The sequence below is a fragment of the Mesorhizobium sp. M0040 genome (genome assembly GCF_040323505.1).
Lineage (GTDB): Bacteria > Pseudomonadota > Alphaproteobacteria > Rhizobiales > Rhizobiaceae > Mesorhizobium.
On sequence record NZ_JAMYVA010000001.1, the window covers coordinates 154,086 to 170,873 of the forward strand.

General features: G+C 62.2%; 14 protein-coding genes. 3 read left to right on the top strand and 11 right to left on the bottom strand.

Annotated elements, in window-relative coordinates; genetic code table 11:
- Positions 1-18: 18 nt before the first annotated feature.
- Together NKJ91_RS00760 and NKJ91_RS00765 are read right to left on the bottom strand one after the other, a co-directional pair.
- A complete protein-coding gene (locus tag NKJ91_RS00760) occupies positions 19-1,266 on the bottom strand; it encodes an SGNH/GDSL hydrolase family protein (RefSeq protein WP_352454060.1) in 1,248 nt (415 codons plus the stop codon).
- 26 nt (positions 1,267-1,292) lie between these two features.
- The gene (locus NKJ91_RS00765) at positions 1,293-2,519 is read right to left on the bottom strand and encodes a lytic murein transglycosylase (RefSeq protein WP_352454061.1); all 1,227 of its coding nucleotides are present in this window, start codon (positions 2,517-2,519) and stop codon (positions 1,293-1,295) included.
- 207 nt (positions 2,520-2,726) lie between these two features.
- Here NKJ91_RS00765 and galU point away from each other — a divergent pair, with 207 nt between their 5' ends.
- Positions 2,727-3,632: a UTP--glucose-1-phosphate uridylyltransferase GalU gene (gene galU / locus NKJ91_RS00770; protein WP_352454062.1), complete on the top strand. Its 906-nt coding sequence runs from the start codon at positions 2,727-2,729 to the stop codon at positions 3,630-3,632.
- Positions 3,633-3,764: 132 nt separating this feature from the next.
- Here the strand turns inward: galU and NKJ91_RS00775 are convergent, their stop codons facing one another.
- Positions 3,765-5,504, bottom strand: a complete 1,740-nt coding sequence (locus NKJ91_RS00775) for an outer membrane beta-barrel protein (protein ID WP_502903541.1) — start codon at positions 5,502-5,504, stop codon at positions 3,765-3,767.
- 177 nt (positions 5,505-5,681) lie between these two features.
- Between NKJ91_RS00775 and NKJ91_RS00780 the strand changes: the two genes are divergently transcribed.
- Positions 5,682-6,683, top strand: a complete 1,002-nt coding sequence (locus NKJ91_RS00780; protein WP_023675389.1) for a KpsF/GutQ family sugar-phosphate isomerase — start codon at positions 5,682-5,684, stop codon at positions 6,681-6,683.
- 7 nt (positions 6,684-6,690) lie between these two features.
- Here NKJ91_RS00780 and NKJ91_RS00785 read toward each other — a convergent pair whose 3' ends face one another.
- From NKJ91_RS00785 to NKJ91_RS00820, 8 genes are all read right to left on the bottom strand, one after another.
- On the bottom strand, positions 6,691-7,155 hold the full coding sequence (locus tag NKJ91_RS00785) for an NfeD family protein (protein WP_352454064.1): 465 nt from the start codon (positions 7,153-7,155) through the stop codon (positions 6,691-6,693).
- Positions 7,156-7,165: 10 nt separating this feature from the next.
- On the bottom strand, positions 7,166-8,116 hold the full coding sequence (locus NKJ91_RS00790; RefSeq protein WP_023675391.1) for an SPFH domain-containing protein: 951 nt from the start codon (positions 8,114-8,116) through the stop codon (positions 7,166-7,168).
- Positions 8,117-8,247: 131 nt separating this feature from the next.
- Positions 8,248-9,312, bottom strand: coding sequence for a ferrochelatase (hemH, locus tag NKJ91_RS00795; RefSeq protein WP_352454065.1), 1,065 nt, complete (start codon positions 9,310-9,312; stop codon positions 8,248-8,250).
- A gap of 150 nt (positions 9,313-9,462) precedes the next feature.
- On the bottom strand, positions 9,463-11,490 hold the full coding sequence (locus NKJ91_RS00800) for a 5'-nucleotidase C-terminal domain-containing protein (protein WP_352454066.1): 2,028 nt from the start codon (positions 11,488-11,490) through the stop codon (positions 9,463-9,465).
- 189 nt (positions 11,491-11,679) lie between these two features.
- Complete coding sequence (omp10, locus tag NKJ91_RS00805; RefSeq protein ID WP_023720183.1) at positions 11,680-12,054, bottom strand: outer membrane lipoprotein Omp10; 375 nt, start codon at positions 12,052-12,054, stop codon at positions 11,680-11,682.
- A 186-nt stretch (positions 12,055-12,240) separates the two neighbouring features.
- Positions 12,241-13,686, bottom strand: a complete 1,446-nt coding sequence (locus NKJ91_RS00810; protein ID WP_023675395.1) for a homospermidine synthase — start codon at positions 13,684-13,686, stop codon at positions 12,241-12,243.
- Between the two features lie 122 nt (positions 13,687-13,808).
- Positions 13,809-15,047 (bottom strand): hypothetical protein, encoded by a 1,239-nt coding sequence (locus tag NKJ91_RS00815; RefSeq protein ID WP_352454067.1) that lies wholly within the window; start codon positions 15,045-15,047, stop codon positions 13,809-13,811.
- A 158-nt stretch (positions 15,048-15,205) separates the two neighbouring features.
- Positions 15,206-16,255: a LacI family DNA-binding transcriptional regulator gene (locus NKJ91_RS00820; RefSeq protein ID WP_352454068.1), complete on the bottom strand. Its 1,050-nt coding sequence runs from the start codon at positions 16,253-16,255 to the stop codon at positions 15,206-15,208.
- Between the two features lie 192 nt (positions 16,256-16,447).
- On the opposite strand from NKJ91_RS00820, the gene NKJ91_RS00825 reads away from it, so the two are divergent.
- Positions 16,448-16,774 (top strand): MoaF-related domain-containing protein, encoded by a 327-nt coding sequence (locus tag NKJ91_RS00825; protein ID WP_352454069.1) that lies wholly within the window; start codon positions 16,448-16,450, stop codon positions 16,772-16,774.
- The last annotated feature ends 14 nt before the right edge of the window (positions 16,775-16,788 follow it).

Below are 16,788 nucleotides of genomic sequence, written 5' to 3' on the forward strand. Positions count from 1 at the left end.
GTTCCGAAGAGGTTCTGTTTACTGGCGGATCGCCGTCGTCGTATCGGATGCGGCCGCCGTCGCAGGTTGTGTCTTGGGCGGCCAGGAGAAGTCATCGGCGCGGCCCGGTGAGGCGTCGGGCGCCTTGCCCTCGACGATCAGCCTTTCGCCCGGCAAATTCTTGTCAGCTTTTGCCGGCGGGGCGGCGCCGAGAAGTTCCGAGCCGCCGTCCAGCGCCGGATCGCTGAGCAGCATCGGCGCGGTGCGATCGACAGCTATCGGTGCGGCAGCAGGTGACGGCGCCTCGACGGGAGCGCCGGCCGGGGCAGACGCTGTCACCACGCTTCCCGGCGCGGCCAGCCCAAGGATCTTCATCAGCGGCTTTTCGGTATAGAAGGCGAGCTTGCGCTTGCCGGCCTTCGACATGTTGATGCCGTCGTCGGAACGCAGGCGCACCGATTGGCCGTTGATGTCCGGTCCGCTGGTGATGAAGGCGCCGTTCTCGTCGACGAACCCGTCCCAGACGTCGACGAATTCGCCGCCGTGGCTTTCGGCGGACGAGCGGAAGATGTCGTTGAAGGCCAGCATGTCGGAGGTCATTTTCGAGACCCGGAAGGCCGGCATGCCAACCCACAGATACGGCACCTTGGTTGCTGCGATGGCCTTGCCGAACGCTTCGGTCCGGCGCTCGTATTCCTTGGTCCAGTTTTCGGATCGCGGCTGCTCGCGTACATCGCCGACGCGCATCTGCTGCCGGTCGTTGGATCCGAGCATGACGACGACGGCTGCCGGTTTTTCGGCAGCGATCAGCGACTTGACCTGTTCTGGCCAGTTGTAGACATCGTCACGCACGAAGCCGGACGATCCGTTGGCACGGACGACGATCCTGACGCCAGTGTTCTCGGCAAAGGCGGCGTCGAGCCCCTCAGCCAGCCCAGACGCCATGAAATCGCCGACCACCAGAACGACGCGTGCATCCGGCGCCTTCTCGGCCACCGGGGTTGTCGGCTCGGCCGGCGGCGGCCGGCGAACTGACCGGGGCTTTCTCAGCTTGGGCCTGGGCTTTGTTCTCTGGAATTCTCTCTGGAATTCGGGCGGCGGCTGCTCAAACCGCTCGCTTCTGCGCGGAAACAACAGGTCGCGCAGCGACCAGCCACGACTTTCCGGCTCCTGCGCCATGGCCGAGGTATGAAAGGCACTGGCGGCGCCGACTGCCAGAACGGCGATCGCCAGAACCAGGATCGGCACGCGACGAACGATTAACCGGATGCGCGCAGCCGAAACCAATCACCCTCTCCATCCCGCAACCGGCTCTAGTTCTGCCTGAGCCATTTGAGCACTTCCTTGCTCGGATATCCGTCCTGGGTCAAGCCGGCCTTTGCCTGGAAGGCCATGATGGCGGTTTTCGATCCGTCACCGATCTTGCCGTCGAACTTGCCGTCGTAATAGCCGTGCTCGGAAAGTCGCTTCTGAAGCTCCTGCCTTTCCTCGAAGGAGAGCTTGGTAAACGGTCGCTTCCAGTCCTGCACAAGCCCGCCATAGCCGGCGATTTCGTCGGCAAGAAGGCCCACGGCGAGCGCATATTTGTCGGCATTGTTGTAACGCTTGATGACGGAGAAATTCTTGATCATCAGGAAGGCCGGCCCGCCGCTGCCGCCGGGCAGCTTCAACGTCGCCTTGTCCGCACCGTTCTTGAACGGCTTGCCGTTGGCACGGCTGACCCCCAGCGCCTGCCATTGCGACAGCGACTTCGAGCCTCCGGGCAGCTTCTTGCCGTCCGGAAGGCTGACCTCATAACCCCAGGTCTTGCCTGCCTGCCAGCCGTTCTTCCTCAGCAAATTCGCGGCTGTCGCCAGTGCGTCGGGAATCGAATTCCAGATGTCGCGCTTGCCGTTGCCGTCCATATCAACCGCATAGGACTGGTAGCTGGTGGGGATGAACTGGGTATGGCCCATCGCGCCGGCCCATGAGCCGCTGAGATGGCTTTCGTCGATGTCGCCGGTCTGCAGGATCTTCAGCGCCGCGATCAGCTGGGTGCGGGCAAATTTCGCTCGCTTCGGATCGGCATAACCAAGCGTCGCCAGCGAGCGCACGACATTGCGCATGATATCATCGCGCTTGAGAGTTTCGCCGTAGTTCGATTCCATAGACCAGATGGCCAGCAGGATGTAGCGGTCGACGCCGTATCTTGCCTCGATCCTGTCCAGCCAAGGCTTCCATTTCCTTGCCATCTGCTGGCCGACGGCGACCGACTGGTCATGGACGCGGTTATCGAAATAATCCCAGGCGGGTGCGGTGAATTCGGGTTGAGTACGGGCCTTTTCCAGCACCACCGGGTCAGCATCGTTGATGCCCTTGAATGCCTGGTCGTAGACGGAGCCGGAAACGCCGCTCGCCACGGCGGTAGCACGGAAGCTGGCGACCCATTGGCGGAAGCCGGCATCGGCAAAAGCCGGCCCGCTGGGCATGAGCAAGGCAAACGAGAGGCTGGCGGCCGTCAGGACGCTGGTGAAGCGCCTTGCGGCGTTGCGAACGGACATCTTTCCCTCCTTCTTCATCTCAGGAAGACTATTCATCGCCGAACCCGGTTAGCATTTGGTTTACCATAGGTGCCGTCCGGGGTGAAAAGATGCGTCAATGCTTTACCAGCTGAGATTTCTGACCCGCCGTTCAGTAATCCTCGATTTCGGCATGAAAATGTCTCGAATCGGGATTGCCGAACAGGCATGCAAATGGATAATTGGCACATGAAGAGAGTTCGCAAGGCAGTGTTCCCGGTTGCCGGTCTCGGCACGCGCTTTCTCCCCGCCACCAAGGCCATTCCCAAGGAAATGCTGACGGTCGTCGACAGGCCGGTCATCCAGTATGTGGTCGATGAGGCGCGCGAAGCCGGGATCGAGCATTTCATCTTTGTGACCGGCCGCAACAAGGCGGTCATCGAGGATCACTTCGATGTCCAGTTCGAGCTCTACGACACGCTTGCGCAGCGCGGCAAGGACGACCAGCTCGCCCGCCTGCAGCGGCTGCAGCCGGCGCCGGGGCAGACCAGCTTCACCCGCCAGCAGGTACCGCTCGGCCTTGGTCACGCCGTCTGGTGCGCGCGCGAGCTCGTCGGCGACGAGCCCTTTGCGCTGCTGTTGCCCGACATGATCATGCAGTCGGAAAAAAGCTGCATGAAGGACATGGTCGAGCTTTACGCCGAGACCGGCAACAACATCGTCGCCGTGCAGGAATGCGATCCGGCCGAGGCGCACAAATACGGCATTGTCGGCCGCGGCGAGGACGCGCATCACGGTTTCCGCATCACCGGCATGGTGGAAAAGCCGAAGACCGGCACGGCGCCGTCGAACCTCTACATCAACGGGCGCTATATCCTGCAGCCGGAGATATTCAAGATACTCGAAGGTCAGGAAAAAGGCGCCGGCAACGAGATCCAGCTCACCGATGCAATGCTGAAGCTGCAGAAGCAACAGCCCTTCTACGGCTACCACTACCGCGGGCGAACGTTCGACTGCGGCTCGCCCGAAGGCTTCGTCGAGGCCAACGTTGCCTTCGCACTGTGGCGCAGAGACATGAATGCCAGCATGGCCGGTGTCATTCGCACGCTTCTCGACGAACTCGCGCCGCCAGAACGCCGCGGCGTAGCCTTGTAGTTTCAACACCGGTTGCCGCGCTGATCGGCTAAAGCGCGCCGCGTTCGACCGGCCTCATGCGACGCGCTTTAGGTTCTTGTTTTACGCAAGTCGTTATCGCAAAACCGCTGCACACTTTTGCGCGACATGCATTTAGCGCTGCAACTTCAAGCCGACGAAGATACTGTTGGCCGTGTAGTCGCGCCCAACCAGGTTGCTGGTCAGTTTTTCAGTCCTGGCGCGGGTGGTGAGCCCGGTGTAGCGGTTCAGCCACCACGTCAGCGCAGCCTCGGCGCTCAGCGTTAAATCGTGATCGTCGGAGCCGGTATAGTCGCGCCATTCAAGGCCGAGAGCGGCATTTCCGGTCAGGTTGGCGCGGATCTGCCGCTCGCCGGTGAGGCTGCCGGAATAGAGCATGTCGCCGCTTTCGCCCGCATTCGTCGTGTTCTCGGCGGTCGTCTGTGCGGTGAGCCCGATCGTGGTGCCGCGTTCCGGCGACCATTTGAGATCGGCATTGACCGTCGCGCCCGAAATAGCCGGCAGGGCATCGTCGTCGATAGCTTCGCGCAGCCAGCCGACCGAGAACTCGCCGCTAAGCTTCTCGCGGAGATCGAGCTCGACGCCGGCCCGTGCGCCAAGCCTGGTCGAGGAGCGCTGGAAGCCGTTTGGATCGACGCGCAAATCATAAGCGCGCCGGCCGATCTCGATTTCGGTGAACGGGGTGATGGCAGGCGAGATCTCGTAACCGGTACGCAAAATGGCCGTGTAGAGCGTCGAGTCGCGGCCCTTCTGCGACAGCGATCCGCCCGACGAAAGCTTGGCGTCGCCAAAGATGTCGTGCTCGACCGCGCCGGTCAGCGCGAAGCGCATTTTGCCGGCATCCTTCTCGACGGCGAGACTGCCGTTCACGGTCTGGCGCACCGGCTGGCCAACGGCGCCGACGACCGCGTCCGGCGCCGAGGCCGATTCGGGCAAGGCCTCATAGCCCAGCTTGGCGATGGCGCGCAGATCATTGTCGAGATCGATGTTGAGTGTGCCGTCGACGCGGCCTTGCGCCTCGTGAATGTCATAGCCGGACAAGGTTTCGCGGAAGATGCCATAGCCCTCAACCGTCGCCGAATTCTCCCGCCAGTCGGAGACGGCGTTGAAGCGCAGCGTCGTTTCCGACAGCAAGGCCGGCTTGCCGAGGCTGCTCGAATCGGCGTTTGTCGAAGACGTCAGGCCTTGCTCGAGCGTCGGCCGGATCACGAAGGAGCCGAGCTTGATGCCGGTGGCGGCGAACGGGTCGTCCTCGTTCTTCTTGTCCTGGCCTTCGATGGCTTCGGTGCGCTCGGCGCCAGGGTCGAGCTTGAGCCTCTCGGCGGAATCGATGGTGACGGCACGGCGGTTGACCGTATCCTGCTCGTCTATGGCGGCGGTATCGGTGTCGTCGGTCGCCGCCGCGGCTGCAGTCGCGGTTCTCTTGCGCTTCTGGCTGTCAGCGGTCTCGTCTTCGGCGTTGGCCGCATTGGCGGCGCGTTGCGTCGCGCTTGGCCGCCGTCGGGGGGGCGGAGCAGGGTTGTCGGGAAATGGGTCGCCGCTGGCCGCTGGTTGATCGAAAGTGCCGCCGGTTGCGGCCGCTTCGTCCGTGCCGTCGTCAGGCAACGCCCCTTGGCTGGCCGGGCGATAGGTAGGCAGCGGCGTATTGTCGTTGGCGGTTGCAGCAGCCTGCGCGGCTTGGGTTCCGGCTATGCTCGATTGCCTGATCGTGTACTGCTGGTCGTCCAGGATTGTCGATTCCGAAACCTCGCCACGCAGCTCGGTTTCCTGGGCGCAAAGCAGTGCCGGCCGCGACAACGCAAAGACACTGGTTGCCAGCAGCAAAGCGCAGACCGCCTTGCCCTTTCGTCCCATTTTGTTTTGAGGCTGAAACCCGGACATCGGCACCACTGCTTGCGCGGCGCACGCGCGCCATACTTACGAAACCGTAAATGGGGATGGTTAACGGAGCGTTGAGGCATGGCCCGTCAGGAGGTTCGGGACGGCAATTCCGTTGGACAGGCGCGCGCCGAAGCGCTAATCGCATCGTCCATGGACGTGAAATCCCCAGACAGGAAGCGGCATGACGGGCAGGCCGCGATTGCCTCGGCGCTGAGAACCGTGGCGACGGAGCAGGCCGGCGTCGCGGCACTGGCAGACGCTCTCGAAAACGGGCTGGCCGAGCCGTTCGCACGAGCCGTCGGCATGGTGTCGCAGATCGATGGCCGCGTCATCGTCACCGGGGTCGGCAAAAGCGGCCATATCGGCTCGAAGATCGCCGCAACGCTCGCCTCGACCGGCACGCCGGCCTTCTTCGTCCACCCTGCCGAAGCCAATCACGGCGACCTTGGCATGATCGCCAGAAACGACGCCATAATCGCGCTTTCGTGGTCGGGCGAAAGCCTGGAGCTCAAGGGCATCATCGCCTATTCGAGGCGCTTCTCGATCCCGCTGGTCGCGGTCACCGCGGGTGAAAAATCGGCTCTGGCGCGCGCGGCCGACGTTGTGCTTCTGCTGCCGCGAGCACCGGAAGCCTGCCCACACGGGCTTGCGCCGACGACCTCGACACTATTGCAAATGGTGATGGGCGATGCGCTGGCCATCGCGCTCCTCGAGGCACGCGGCTTCACCCCGGACCATTTCCGCACGTTCCATCCCGGCGGCCAGCTCGGAGCCAACCTGACGCAGATCCGCGAGATCATGCATGTCGGCGACAGGCTGCCGCTGGTGTCGTCAGGTACCGGCATGCGCGAGGCAATCCTCGAATTGTCGCGCAAGGGGTTTGGCTGCGTGGCCGTGACTGCCGCGGACGGCAAGCTGATCGGCATCATCACCGATGGCGACATCAGGCGCCATATCGGCAGCGATCTCCTGGCAATGAGCGTCGATCAGGTGATGACCAGAGAGCCGAAAATGGCCGCGCCCGACACGCTTGTTGCGACGGCGCTGCAGACGATCAACGACTCGGCTATCACCAGCCTGATGGTGGTCGAAGGCAGGCGGCCGATCGGGCTCGTCCATCTGCACGACCTGCTGCGCATCGGTGCTGCCTAGCGGGCTTCTAGACCGCCTCGACCGTCAGTTCCAGGTCGGTATCAGCGGCGCCCGTCACGCGCACTTGCGTGCCGGCCGGCAGGTCAGGGCCGGAGACGCGCCACAACGTGTCGCCCAGCTTTATGCGGCCGCGCCCGTCCTTGATCGGCTCGGCAAGGGTCGCCGTCCGGCCGACCATCTGTGCGCCGCGACGGTTGAGCAGGGGCTGGTCGGTTTCATCATGGCGCCCGCCCACCAGCCGCTTGCCGACATAGGCCGAGACCAGCGACAGCGCGAGGAAGGCGAGGACCTGGACTTGCCAGGTCCAGAAACCGGCATCCCAGATGAGCAGTGAGACGACGCCGATCAACAGCGCGGCAATGCCGATCCACAGCATGAAAATGCCCGGCGCGATGACCTCCATTACCAGCAGGACGAAGCCGAGGACCATCCAGCTCCACGGGCCGAGTTCGGAAACAATGCGGTCGAGCATGGCTGTGGCCTCAGGTTTCGCTCGGACGAACGACCGGCGGGCGGGCGGCCCGTCGTGCGGCACCGGCGGTGCCTTCGCTTCGGAAAACTTCCTTGGCGATTTCGCCAATACCGCCGAGCGTGCCGATCAGCGATGAGGCCTCCATCGGCATCAGCACGAGCTTGCTATTTGTCGCTGAGCCGATCTTGGTCAGCGCTTCGGTGTATTTCAGCGCGACGAAGTAGTTGAGCGCCTGCACGTCGCCTTTGGAAATCGCCTCCGACACCACCTGCGTGGCGCGTGCTTCAGCCTCGGCCGAGCGCTCGCGCGCCTCGGCATCGCGGAAGGCGGCTTCCTTGCGGCCTTCGGCCTCCAGGATCTGCGATTGCTTGAGGCCTTCGGCGGCGAGGATCTGCGCGCGCTTATTGCGCTCGGCCATCATCTGTCGGCCCATCGATTCGACGAGATTGGCCGGCGGGTTGATGTCCTTGATCTCGACACGAGTGATCTTGATGCCCCAGGGATGCGCCGCCTCGTCAACGACGCGCAGCAGGCGCTCGTTGATGGCGTCGCGGTTCGACAAAAGTTCGTCGAGGTCCATCGAGCCCATCACGGTGCGGATGTTGGTCATCGTGAGATTGAGAATCGCATTCTGCAGGCCGGAGACCTGGTAGGCGGCCTGCGCCGCGTTGAGCACCTGATAGAAGGCGATGCCATCGACGGCAACGGTGGCATTGTCGCGGGTGATGATCTCCTGCGTCGGAACGTCGAGCACCTGCTCCATCATGTTCATCTTGGCGCCGACACGGTCGACGAAAGGCACGATCAGGTTGAGGCCTGGGTTCAATGTCTTGGTGTAACGGCCAAAACGTTCGACGGTATAATTATAGCCTTGCGGAATTGTTCGGATGCCCTTGATAAGCACCAGCACGACAAGGGCGACAAGAACAAGAAGCGCGATATCAAAACCACTGAAACCCATTTGGCTCTCCCCTCAAAGGCCGGCCATGTTGGATATTCCACGCGACCGATTCCCATCAAACACTTAAGTGTGTTTCAGCAATGTTACAATCAGGTGATCACGGATTGCGGGTGCATAGACGGGTGATCTGTTCAGGCCCAGCCGGACAGCTCGCGCCGCACCATCGCCTCGATCACCGCCATGCCCTCGGCACTGTCGTTGAGGCAAGGGATGTGTGCGAACTTTTCGCCGCCGGCATGATGGAAGGTCTCGGACGCTTCCCTGCCGATCTCGTCCAGCGTCTCGATGCAGTCGACGGAAAATCCTGGATTGACGATGGCGACCGATTTCACGCCTTCGCGCCCTAGTCTTTCGACCGTCTTGTCGGTGTAGGGCTGCAGCCACTCCTGCGCGCCGAAGCGCGACTGGAAGGTGGTAATCAGCTTGTTTTCATCCCAGCCGAGCTTTTCGCGCAGCAGTCGGGTCGTCTCGAGGCAATGGGCCTGGTAGGGGTCGCCCTTGTCGGAATAGGGTTTCGGAATGCCGTGATAGGAAGCGATGACAATTTCCGGTTCGAAGTCGAGGCTCGCCAGATGCTTTTCGATCGAACGGGCGAGCGCCTCGATATAGGCCGGCTCGTTGTAATAGGGTGGCACGCTGCGAATGGCCGGGGCGCGGCGCATCTTCATCAGCGCGCGAAACAGCTGGTCGTTGGCAGTCGCAGTCGTCGTCGCCGAATATTGCGGATAGAGCGGGAAAGACAGGATGCGGTCGCAGCCTTGCTCGACCAGTCTCTCGGCCACGCTCTCGGTCGAAGGGTTGCCGTAGCGCATCGCCCAGTCGACGACGACATTGGGTAGCTCGCCGAGCGCGAGCCCGAGCTTCTCGGCCTGGGCGCGGGTGTAGGTTCGCAGCGGCGACTCGTTGCGCTCCCGGTTCCATATCCTGGCATAGTTGGCCCCTGATTTCTTCGGCCGGGTGGTGAGGACCACGCCGTAGAGGATCGGATACCAGATCGCCTTGTTGAGCTCGATGACGCGCGGATCGGACAGGAACTCCCGGAGGTAGCGCCACATCGGCTTGAAGCCGGTGCCGTCCGGGGTGCCGAGATTGATCAGCATGACACCGACCTTGCCGGTCCTGACCAGAGGGCGCCCTGCCGACGGCGAGGCGGCAGTCTTCTCGGCGTTGATTTCAGCAGGGTTGGCAAGCGTCATGAGGTTCTCCAACACCGCGAACCAACGGTGCCGCGGCGAAAGTAGCGATGCCGCGCCGGTTTTCAAATGCTGCGTCTGGCCGCACCTTATCCCAGAAATGCAACACCCGCCCGGTCTGCCGGGCGGGTGCATTGCGTTCCTGCGGCCGGATTACTTCGAGGCCGCCGGGATCGTCAAGGTTGCGCCGACCGGAAGGCGGCGTGGCTCGTAGGCTTTGTTGGCATCGGAGATTATTTTCCATTTGGTGCCGTCGCCATAAGCCTTCACCGCGAGATCCCAATAGGTATCGCCGGCGACGATTACATGGCTGCTTTCGGCCGGTGCCGGCTCAGCCGGAGCAGGGGTCGCCGGAGCCGGTGCGGCCGGAGCCGCAGGTGCCGCCGGCTGGGCCGGCTCGGCGGGTGCGGGTGCCGGCGCTGTTTCAGCCGGGACGGCCGGCGGCGTCTTGGAAATGTCGCCGGAGCCGGCCGGCATTTCGGGCATTGCCGGCTCAACGGGCTTTGCAGGCGCAGCCTCAGCAGGTTTTGGCGGTTCGGCAGGGTTGGCAGGTTCTGCGGCCGGGGCCACGGTCGCGGCGATCTCGGTGATGCGGCCGTCGAGCTTCGGCGTATAAGGCCGGTGCGCGCCTAGGTAGTCGGCGACGACCTGTTCCAGCCCTGGGCCGTAATCATAGGCGTTCTTGGCCTTCTCGGCGAACACCTTGTAGCCGTCGCCGCCCTGGCGGACATAGTTGTTGGTGGCGACCAGGTAATCCTTGTCCGGCTTAATCGGCGTCCAGGCGCCGCCTTCCATGACCTCGACCGATTTGACGCGTCCGTTAGGCGGCGCCGATTTGTCGAACGCATATTTCAGGCCGGCAACCTGCGGGAAGCGCCCGGCGCCGTCCTCGACCTGGCTGAGGCCGCTTTCGAGGCCGGCAACCAAATCCTTGCCGGAGATCTGGAAGGTCGCCAGCGTGTTCTGAAACGGCAGGACGGTGAGAACCTCGCCCATGGTGACGGTGCCCTGGTCGATGGAGGCGCGCAAGCCGCCGCCATTCGAGATGACGATCTCGACACCTTGGCCCTTGACCCGGTCGAGGACGGCGTCGGAGACCAGATTGCCCATCTCGCATTCGCGGGCGCGGCAGTTTTCGCGACTGCCGTCGATCGCCTTGGTGGTCTCGGCGACTTCCTTGTTCTTCAAGGCCTCGATCGGCGCGCCGAGTTCCTTGATGCGGGCAAGCACGGCGGGGTCGGGCGTGATCGATTTGTCGAGATGGATGGGATCGCCGCTTGCCTCCTTGACGACGCCGTTGTCGTCGAACACGACCTTGAACTCGCCGAGATATTTCGAATAGGACGCCGCCTGCACGACCGGCACTTTGTAACCGTCCGGATTGTCGACCATCGTCGGATATGGGCCTTCCGCCTTGGGGTCGGTGTTGGACAGCAGCGAATGGCTGTGGCCGCCGACCACCACGTCGATGCCCGGGATCTTGGCGATCACGTCGCGCTCGCGCTTGTAGCCGATATGGGTGACCGCGATGATCTTGTTGACGCCCTCTCGCTTCAGTTTCTCGACCTCGGCGGTGATCGACTTGACGTCGTCTTCGATGGCAATGTTCGGGCCAGGGGTGGCAAGCTCCGGCGTGTCGTTGGTGACCGCGCCGACGATGCCGATCTTCTGGCCGCCGACCTCGACCACGATCGACGGCTTGACGCGGTCGCCGAGCTTGGATTGCGCATTGGCCTTCACATTGGCGCCGAGCACCGGAAACTGGATCATGTCGAGAAACGGCGCCAGCGCCGACTCGCCATCGTCGAACTCATGGTTGCCGAGAGCCTCGGCATCGAATTTCATCTGGTTGAGGAATTCGCCTTCGGTCTTGCCTTTGTAGGTCGTGTAGAAGAGCGAGCCCTGGAAATTGTCGCCGGCGCTGAGCAGCAGCACGTTCTGGCCCTCCAGCTTCTTGCGCTCCTGCGCAATCGCGGTGACCAGGCGGGCGGCACCGCCGACGCATTCGCCCTTGGTCTCCTCCTCGGCCGAGCAGGTCGATTCGTACTTGTTGTTGCTCTCGATGCGGCTGTGCCAGTCGTTGATGTGCAGGATGTTGAGCGTGTAGTCGGCAAAGGATACCCCAGCCGACAGGCCAAGCGCCGATGCCGACAGCGCGGCGATGGCAGCAATCTTCTTCATTCTCGTCTCCCGGGTGACTTGACCAGTGGCGTTAACGCTCTTGTTTGACTGGGATGTAACAGCCCTCTCAGGCCATGTTCACATCGCGTTTCAGTCGATGCAAGCTGAAATCGGCATCAGCTTTGCCGGCGCAAGAAGACGGCGGCTTGAAGCCGCCGCCCTTGTGCAAAGTAAATTCGGAATCGGATTTCAGGTGCGCCTGGTCAGCACAAAATTCTGTCCGCTCGCGCTGGTGCAATTGAGCTGGCTGGTGGAGACCATCAAGCAGTTGAAGCTGATTGGCGTCTGGCGGATCAGCGAAGTGCCATGGATCTCGACCGAGGTGCCGCCGGTCATGGTGTAGCTGCCATCGGCAAGCTTCTGGCCGGTATCGGTGGCGACGGTCGCGAAGCTGCCGCCCTTGAAGGTCGACAAGCCCGTGCCCTGCGCGTCGATCCAGGAGCCTTCAACCCCCTTGGCCGTGATCACCGGCGGCTCGCCTGGGCCGGTTGTCGTGCAGGCCGCCAACGCGACCGTAGCGGCCGCGGCAATGCCAGCCGAAAGCAGTCTTTGCGCAATCGTCATCTTCAAGATCCTCTCCTCTCGCATCGGCCCAAAATCGATCCGATTTTCGGAAAGCACGATGCGCACATTCAAAGTGCTAGAGCGTACTTTGTGCGTCCAAATGGACGCACGTCGCTCTAGGCCGCCCCTCTTCAATCGCCCGATTTCCGGGCGATTGCAAGCTGGCGGAGTGTCGAGGCAACGCTGCTATCGAACGAGGATGTTGCGGAATTGCCACGGGTCTTTGGTGTCGAGATCCTCGGGAAACAGACCAGGCCGATTGTCGAGCGGCGTCCAGTCGGTATAATAGCTCCTGACCGGCCCGAGATATGGGTTCTGCACGTCGAGGCAGCGCTTGTAATCCATCTCGTCGGCTTCGACGATGCCGGCCTCGGGATTTTCCAGCGCCCAGACCATGCCGGCCAGCACCGCCGACGTGACCTGCATGCCGGTGGCGTTCTGATAGGGCGCCAGCTTGCGCGCCTCGGCCAGCGACAGCTGCGAGCCGTACCAGTAGGCGTTCTTGGCGTGGCCGTAGAGCAGCACGCCGAGTTCGTCGACGCCATCGACCAGTTCATTTTCGTCGAGCACGTGATGCACGGGCTGAGCCTTGCCGGCGACACCGAACATCTCGTGCAGCGACAGCACGGCGTCGTTGCAGGGATGATAGGCGTAATGGCAGGTCGGCCGGTATTGCACCTTGCCCTTCTTGCCGCGCAGCGTGAAAAAATCGGCAATCGAGATCGCTTCGTTGTGTGTCACCAGGAAACCGTATTGCGGGCCGGGCGTCGGACACCATGTGCGCACGCGTGTATTGGCGCCGGGCTGCTCCAGATAGATCGCGGCCTTCGAACCGTTCTTGTGGCTTTTGGCGTTCTTCGGCATCCACGCCTCATGCGTGCCCCAGCCGAGCTCGGCCGGCTGCAGCCCTTCCGAAATGAAGCCTTCGACCGACCAGGTGTTCCAGAACACGTTCATCGGCTTGGGCTTCTTGGTGCGCTGGGTGTCGCGCTCGGCGATATGGATGCCCTTGACGCCGGCCTTCTTCATCAGCCTGGCCCAGCCTTCGCGATCGTGCTGCGCGGGTTCCGAGAAGTCGAAGCCAAGATCTGTGGCGAGATTGACCAGTGCCTGCTTGACGAACCACGAGACCATGCCCGGATTGGCGCCGCAGCACGAGATCGCCGTGGTGCCGCCCGGGTTCTTCGCGATTTCAGTACGTACGGTCTCGCGCAGCGCATAGTTGGTGCGTGAGGCGTTGTCGGCCTTCTCGTCGAAATAAAAGCCGAGCCAGGGTTCGACCACCGTGTCGATATAGAGGACGCCAAGCTTGCGGCAGAGCTTCATCAGCTCAAGCGAGGAAGTGTCGACCGACAGGTTGACGCAAAAGCCCTGGCCGCCGCCATTGGTCAAAAGCGGTGTCAGCAGCTTCTTGTAGTTCTTTTTGGTCACTGCATCCTGCATGAAAGTGATGCCGCGCTCGTCGAGCAATTTGCGGTCGGCGTCGCGCGGGTCGATGACCGTCATGCGCGACTTGTCGAATTTGAAATGGCGCTCGATCAGCGGCAGCGTTCCCCGTCCGATCGAGCCGAAGCCGATCATCACTACAGGGCCGGTGATCTCACCGTAAACGGGCCAGTTTTCATTCGCCATTTATCGATTACTCCCTCAAAAAACGCTTCGGAACAGCGGCTTGGCCGCGGCGCGACAAACCATAGATCATTGTCACAATAAAGCGAAAAGCGGACGGCCGGCGTTACACCGCGCCATCCCGGCTACGGCTCGACCAGTCTTGCGAATTCAGGCTTGAAGAGGTCACGTGCCTCGGAGACCGGCAGTTCCAGCAGATCGTCGGCGCAGGCCTGGATGGCATGCGGCAGGGTCTGGAGCCCGAAAACCAGAACCTGCTTGTCGCCCTCACGCCAGAGGCTGACCGCTAGATATTCGCCGATGAGATCGTCCATGCCGCATTCGGCTTCGTGATCGATATCGGTCTGATCGATCGGTTTCTTGCGCCGCTGCTTGACGAAGGAGGCCAGGGAAGGACCGGGCTTGCCATCCACCGTATCCGAGAAAATGTCCTGAAGGCCAAGCAGGACGCCGCGCCGCACATCAATGATGTAGGCGTCCGAATAGTTGGTCGGATGCGCTCCGCCGCAGAAGATGCTGCCGGACTCCCGCCAGCTCATCAGCCGCGACGTCAGCGAGCTCACTTCGAATGTGCTGTCCTCATAGCCGCCGAGCGTGCCGTCGTTCCTACCGTCAATCGGCCCGCCTTCGTTGAAACCGGCATATTGCGCCGCCACGCAGCCCAGTGCGCCGATGTTTGCGCGCCAGTGCCTGTCTTGCAGCAGAGCATTCGCGGCCTCGATCGGAACGTTGCCGGACAGTTCGACAATGCGCGGCGTGGCGAATTTGGTGCGAGGGTCGACGACATAGCGGTAGGTTGCGTCCGACCAACCAATCGTCTTGCCGTTATCGAGCTGAGTGTCCATCCGCAGATAGTCACAGGGGGACGTTTCCATAGTGAGCGGCGTGTCATTGGCGAAGAAGTTCATGAAGCTGAAATCGTAGAGATCGAGCGGGGTGCTGGGCTCGTTCCCGGTCACTTGCCGACTTGCGACCCGTTCCAATCTGAGCGGCAGCGCCTTCTTTCCGTTCCAGCTGCCTTCAAGGGTCTTGCCGTTACTGGATGAGGCCAGGCGCCACACAGCGGCGATCGGCGCGGCCTTTCCGTCATCGCAATTATCGGCGCCGCATGCCTCCTCCTCGGCCAGTTCGAACTTGCTGCCCTTCTGCAACCTGGCCTGCAGCGGTATATCGACGCCCTTCGAGCGGTAGAAGTAGCGGCCGGCCAGCGGGCCGTCGGCGGTCGCGGGGTCGCCGGTGAATTCGACGACGATATCGCTTTTTCCAAGCTTGCCGGCATAAGTCACCGGCTCCGCCTCAGCTGCTGTCGACAGTACCAGGATCGCGGCCATGAACGTGACCGGCCTGCCAAGATGCTGGATCATTGTTCCCCCAAGCCACAAGTTACAGTTGTCTTCCGCCGACAGTCACGGTCGGCTGTCAGGCCCTTATAGTCAAGTTGTGCCCCGTTCAGTGCCAGACGCTGCTTAGCGAAAAGACGCTGCCAGCGCCGCCCCTGATGCGGATGGCGCATCCGCGCGTTTCAGCGGACTTTTGCCCTCGGCCCGGCCGTGGAGGCTCGAACCACCAGTTCTACCGGCAGAACGACCTGGCGGGGGGCCTCATTGTCAAGAACCATTCGGGCGGCCAGCCTGCCTTTTCCGATCACGTCTTGCGCCACAGTGGTCATCGGAGGCGTGGTGCGTGCGGATTCAGCGGTCCCATCGAAGCCAACGACCGATACGTGGCCCGGCACGTCGATGCCGCGGCGAACCGCCTCGTCCAGTATTGTGATCGCCTGCCAATCCGACATGGTCAGGATCGCGGTTGCTTCAGGCGCCCTGTCGAACACCACTGCTCCGGCAGATGGCTCGCCTGGGATCGTCTCGATGATCGGGACATCGTCGATCGACAAATTCGCCTCCGCCAAACCCTGTTTGAAACCGTCGAGCCTTTCATCGTCGAGCGGGAAGCCGGCCAGAAGCGGGCGCGTTGCCTGTCCGGGCATGTGGACAATCGGTCGGCCGGGAGTCCGTCGCACCGAAAGGATGGCAAAATGCCGGTGCCCCAGCCCGGTCAAATGCCGGACGGCAGCTACCGCGCCGCTCCAGCCGTCGATCTTTATCGAATTGATGTCGGGACCTGCGTCGCTTTCGAGAATGACGAAGGGCAGACGCCGTCTCTGGACCGAAATTATGAGACCAATATCGGCGCTGTGACCAAGGATAAAGCCGTCAACCAGCGCATCGCGGATGCTGGCGAAGCGCGTGTCATCGGTGCCGTTTACAAGGCTGAGCGTCGTTCCAGCCTCGTCGCAGGCGAGCGAAACGCCGAGCACCAGCTCGCGGCCATAGGGGCTTCTCATCACTTCGGAGATGGCGTAGGCGCCAGGCGGCATGAACCCGATGGCATTGAACTTGCCGTCCCGCAGCAATCGTCCTTTCGGATCGGGGCCGCCAAACCCGAGCGCTCGCGCGGCCGCTTCGACGCGCTCGCGCAATTCGGGCCTAACCAGCTCCGGCCGGTTGAAGACGTTGGAGACAGTCCCCCGGGAAACTCCGGCAGCCTTGCCGACATCGGCTAGGGTTGGCATTGGCGATTCACTCGTTTTTCCTGAGGTAGACCATTTTTTGGAGCGCTCCAAGAATTTTATTGACTCAAAACCGAAATAGGCGGATCGTATTCCTTGGAGCGCTCCAAGAGCGTATATTCGGAGGATTGTTGCGACTAGACATTGAGAATCGTCAAATGGCGTGGCCGCAGCGCCATGCCCAAGGAGAGGATGATGGCAGAAACCGATGCTTTTCCAGCTTCGCTCGTCGGCAAGACTTTCGACTGCGTTTTCGGCCCCTTCGTACCACGGCTGACGTTTTTCTCGCCGCAGGAATTGCATATCCAGGCGTCGATCGGGACCACCGAAATCGACGAGGTGGTCACGGTCGACCTGACCAGCGTACGCCCGAATCTCGTGCTCGCGAGTTGGACGGAGCAGAGCGGCAACTTCATCGTGCAGTTGCAGGATCACGAGAAGGGGATCGTCCATAATTATGCGCGGCTGGCCGATGGGCAGCTCTTCTGTGCCCAGGGTGCCATTCAAGTCGTTCCTGCATAAGGGAGGAAAATGCG

Excerpts from the sequence above, each read along its gene's own strand:
- NKJ91_RS00785 (WP_352454064.1), bottom strand. The coding sequence starts at position 7,155 with ATGCTCGACCGCATTGTTTCCGAACTCGGCCCGTGGAGCTGGATGGTC.
- NKJ91_RS00815 (WP_352454067.1), bottom strand. The coding sequence starts at position 15,047 with ATGATCCAGCATCTTGGCAGGCCGGTCACGTTCATGGCCGCGATCCTG.
- NKJ91_RS00775 (WP_502903541.1), bottom strand. The coding sequence starts at position 5,504 with ATGGGACGAAAGGGCAAGGCGGTCTGCGCTTTGCTGCTGGCAACCAGT.
- NKJ91_RS00820 (WP_352454068.1), bottom strand. The coding sequence starts at position 16,255 with ATGCCAACCCTAGCCGATGTCGGCAAGGCTGCCGGAGTTTCCCGGGGG.
- omp10 (WP_023720183.1), bottom strand. The coding sequence starts at position 12,054 with ATGACGATTGCGCAAAGACTGCTTTCGGCTGGCATTGCCGCGGCCGCT.
- galU (WP_352454062.1), top strand. The coding sequence starts at position 2,727 with ATGAAGAGAGTTCGCAAGGCAGTGTTCCCGGTTGCCGGTCTCGGCACG.
- NKJ91_RS00810 (WP_023675395.1), bottom strand. The coding sequence starts at position 13,686 with ATGGCGAATGAAAACTGGCCCGTTTACGGTGAGATCACCGGCCCTGTA.
- NKJ91_RS00765 (WP_352454061.1), bottom strand. The coding sequence starts at position 2,519 with ATGTCCGTTCGCAACGCCGCAAGGCGCTTCACCAGCGTCCTGACGGCC.
- NKJ91_RS00825 (WP_352454069.1), top strand. The coding sequence starts at position 16,448 with ATGGCAGAAACCGATGCTTTTCCAGCTTCGCTCGTCGGCAAGACTTTC.
- NKJ91_RS00790 (WP_023675391.1), bottom strand. The coding sequence starts at position 8,116 with ATGGGTTTCAGTGGTTTTGATATCGCGCTTCTTGTTCTTGTCGCCCTT.
- hemH (WP_352454065.1), bottom strand. The coding sequence starts at position 9,312 with ATGACGCTTGCCAACCCTGCTGAAATCAACGCCGAGAAGACTGCCGCC.
- NKJ91_RS00780 (WP_023675389.1), top strand. The coding sequence starts at position 5,682 with ATGGACGTGAAATCCCCAGACAGGAAGCGGCATGACGGGCAGGCCGCG.
- NKJ91_RS00800 (WP_352454066.1), bottom strand. The coding sequence starts at position 11,490 with ATGAAGAAGATTGCTGCCATCGCCGCGCTGTCGGCATCGGCGCTTGGC.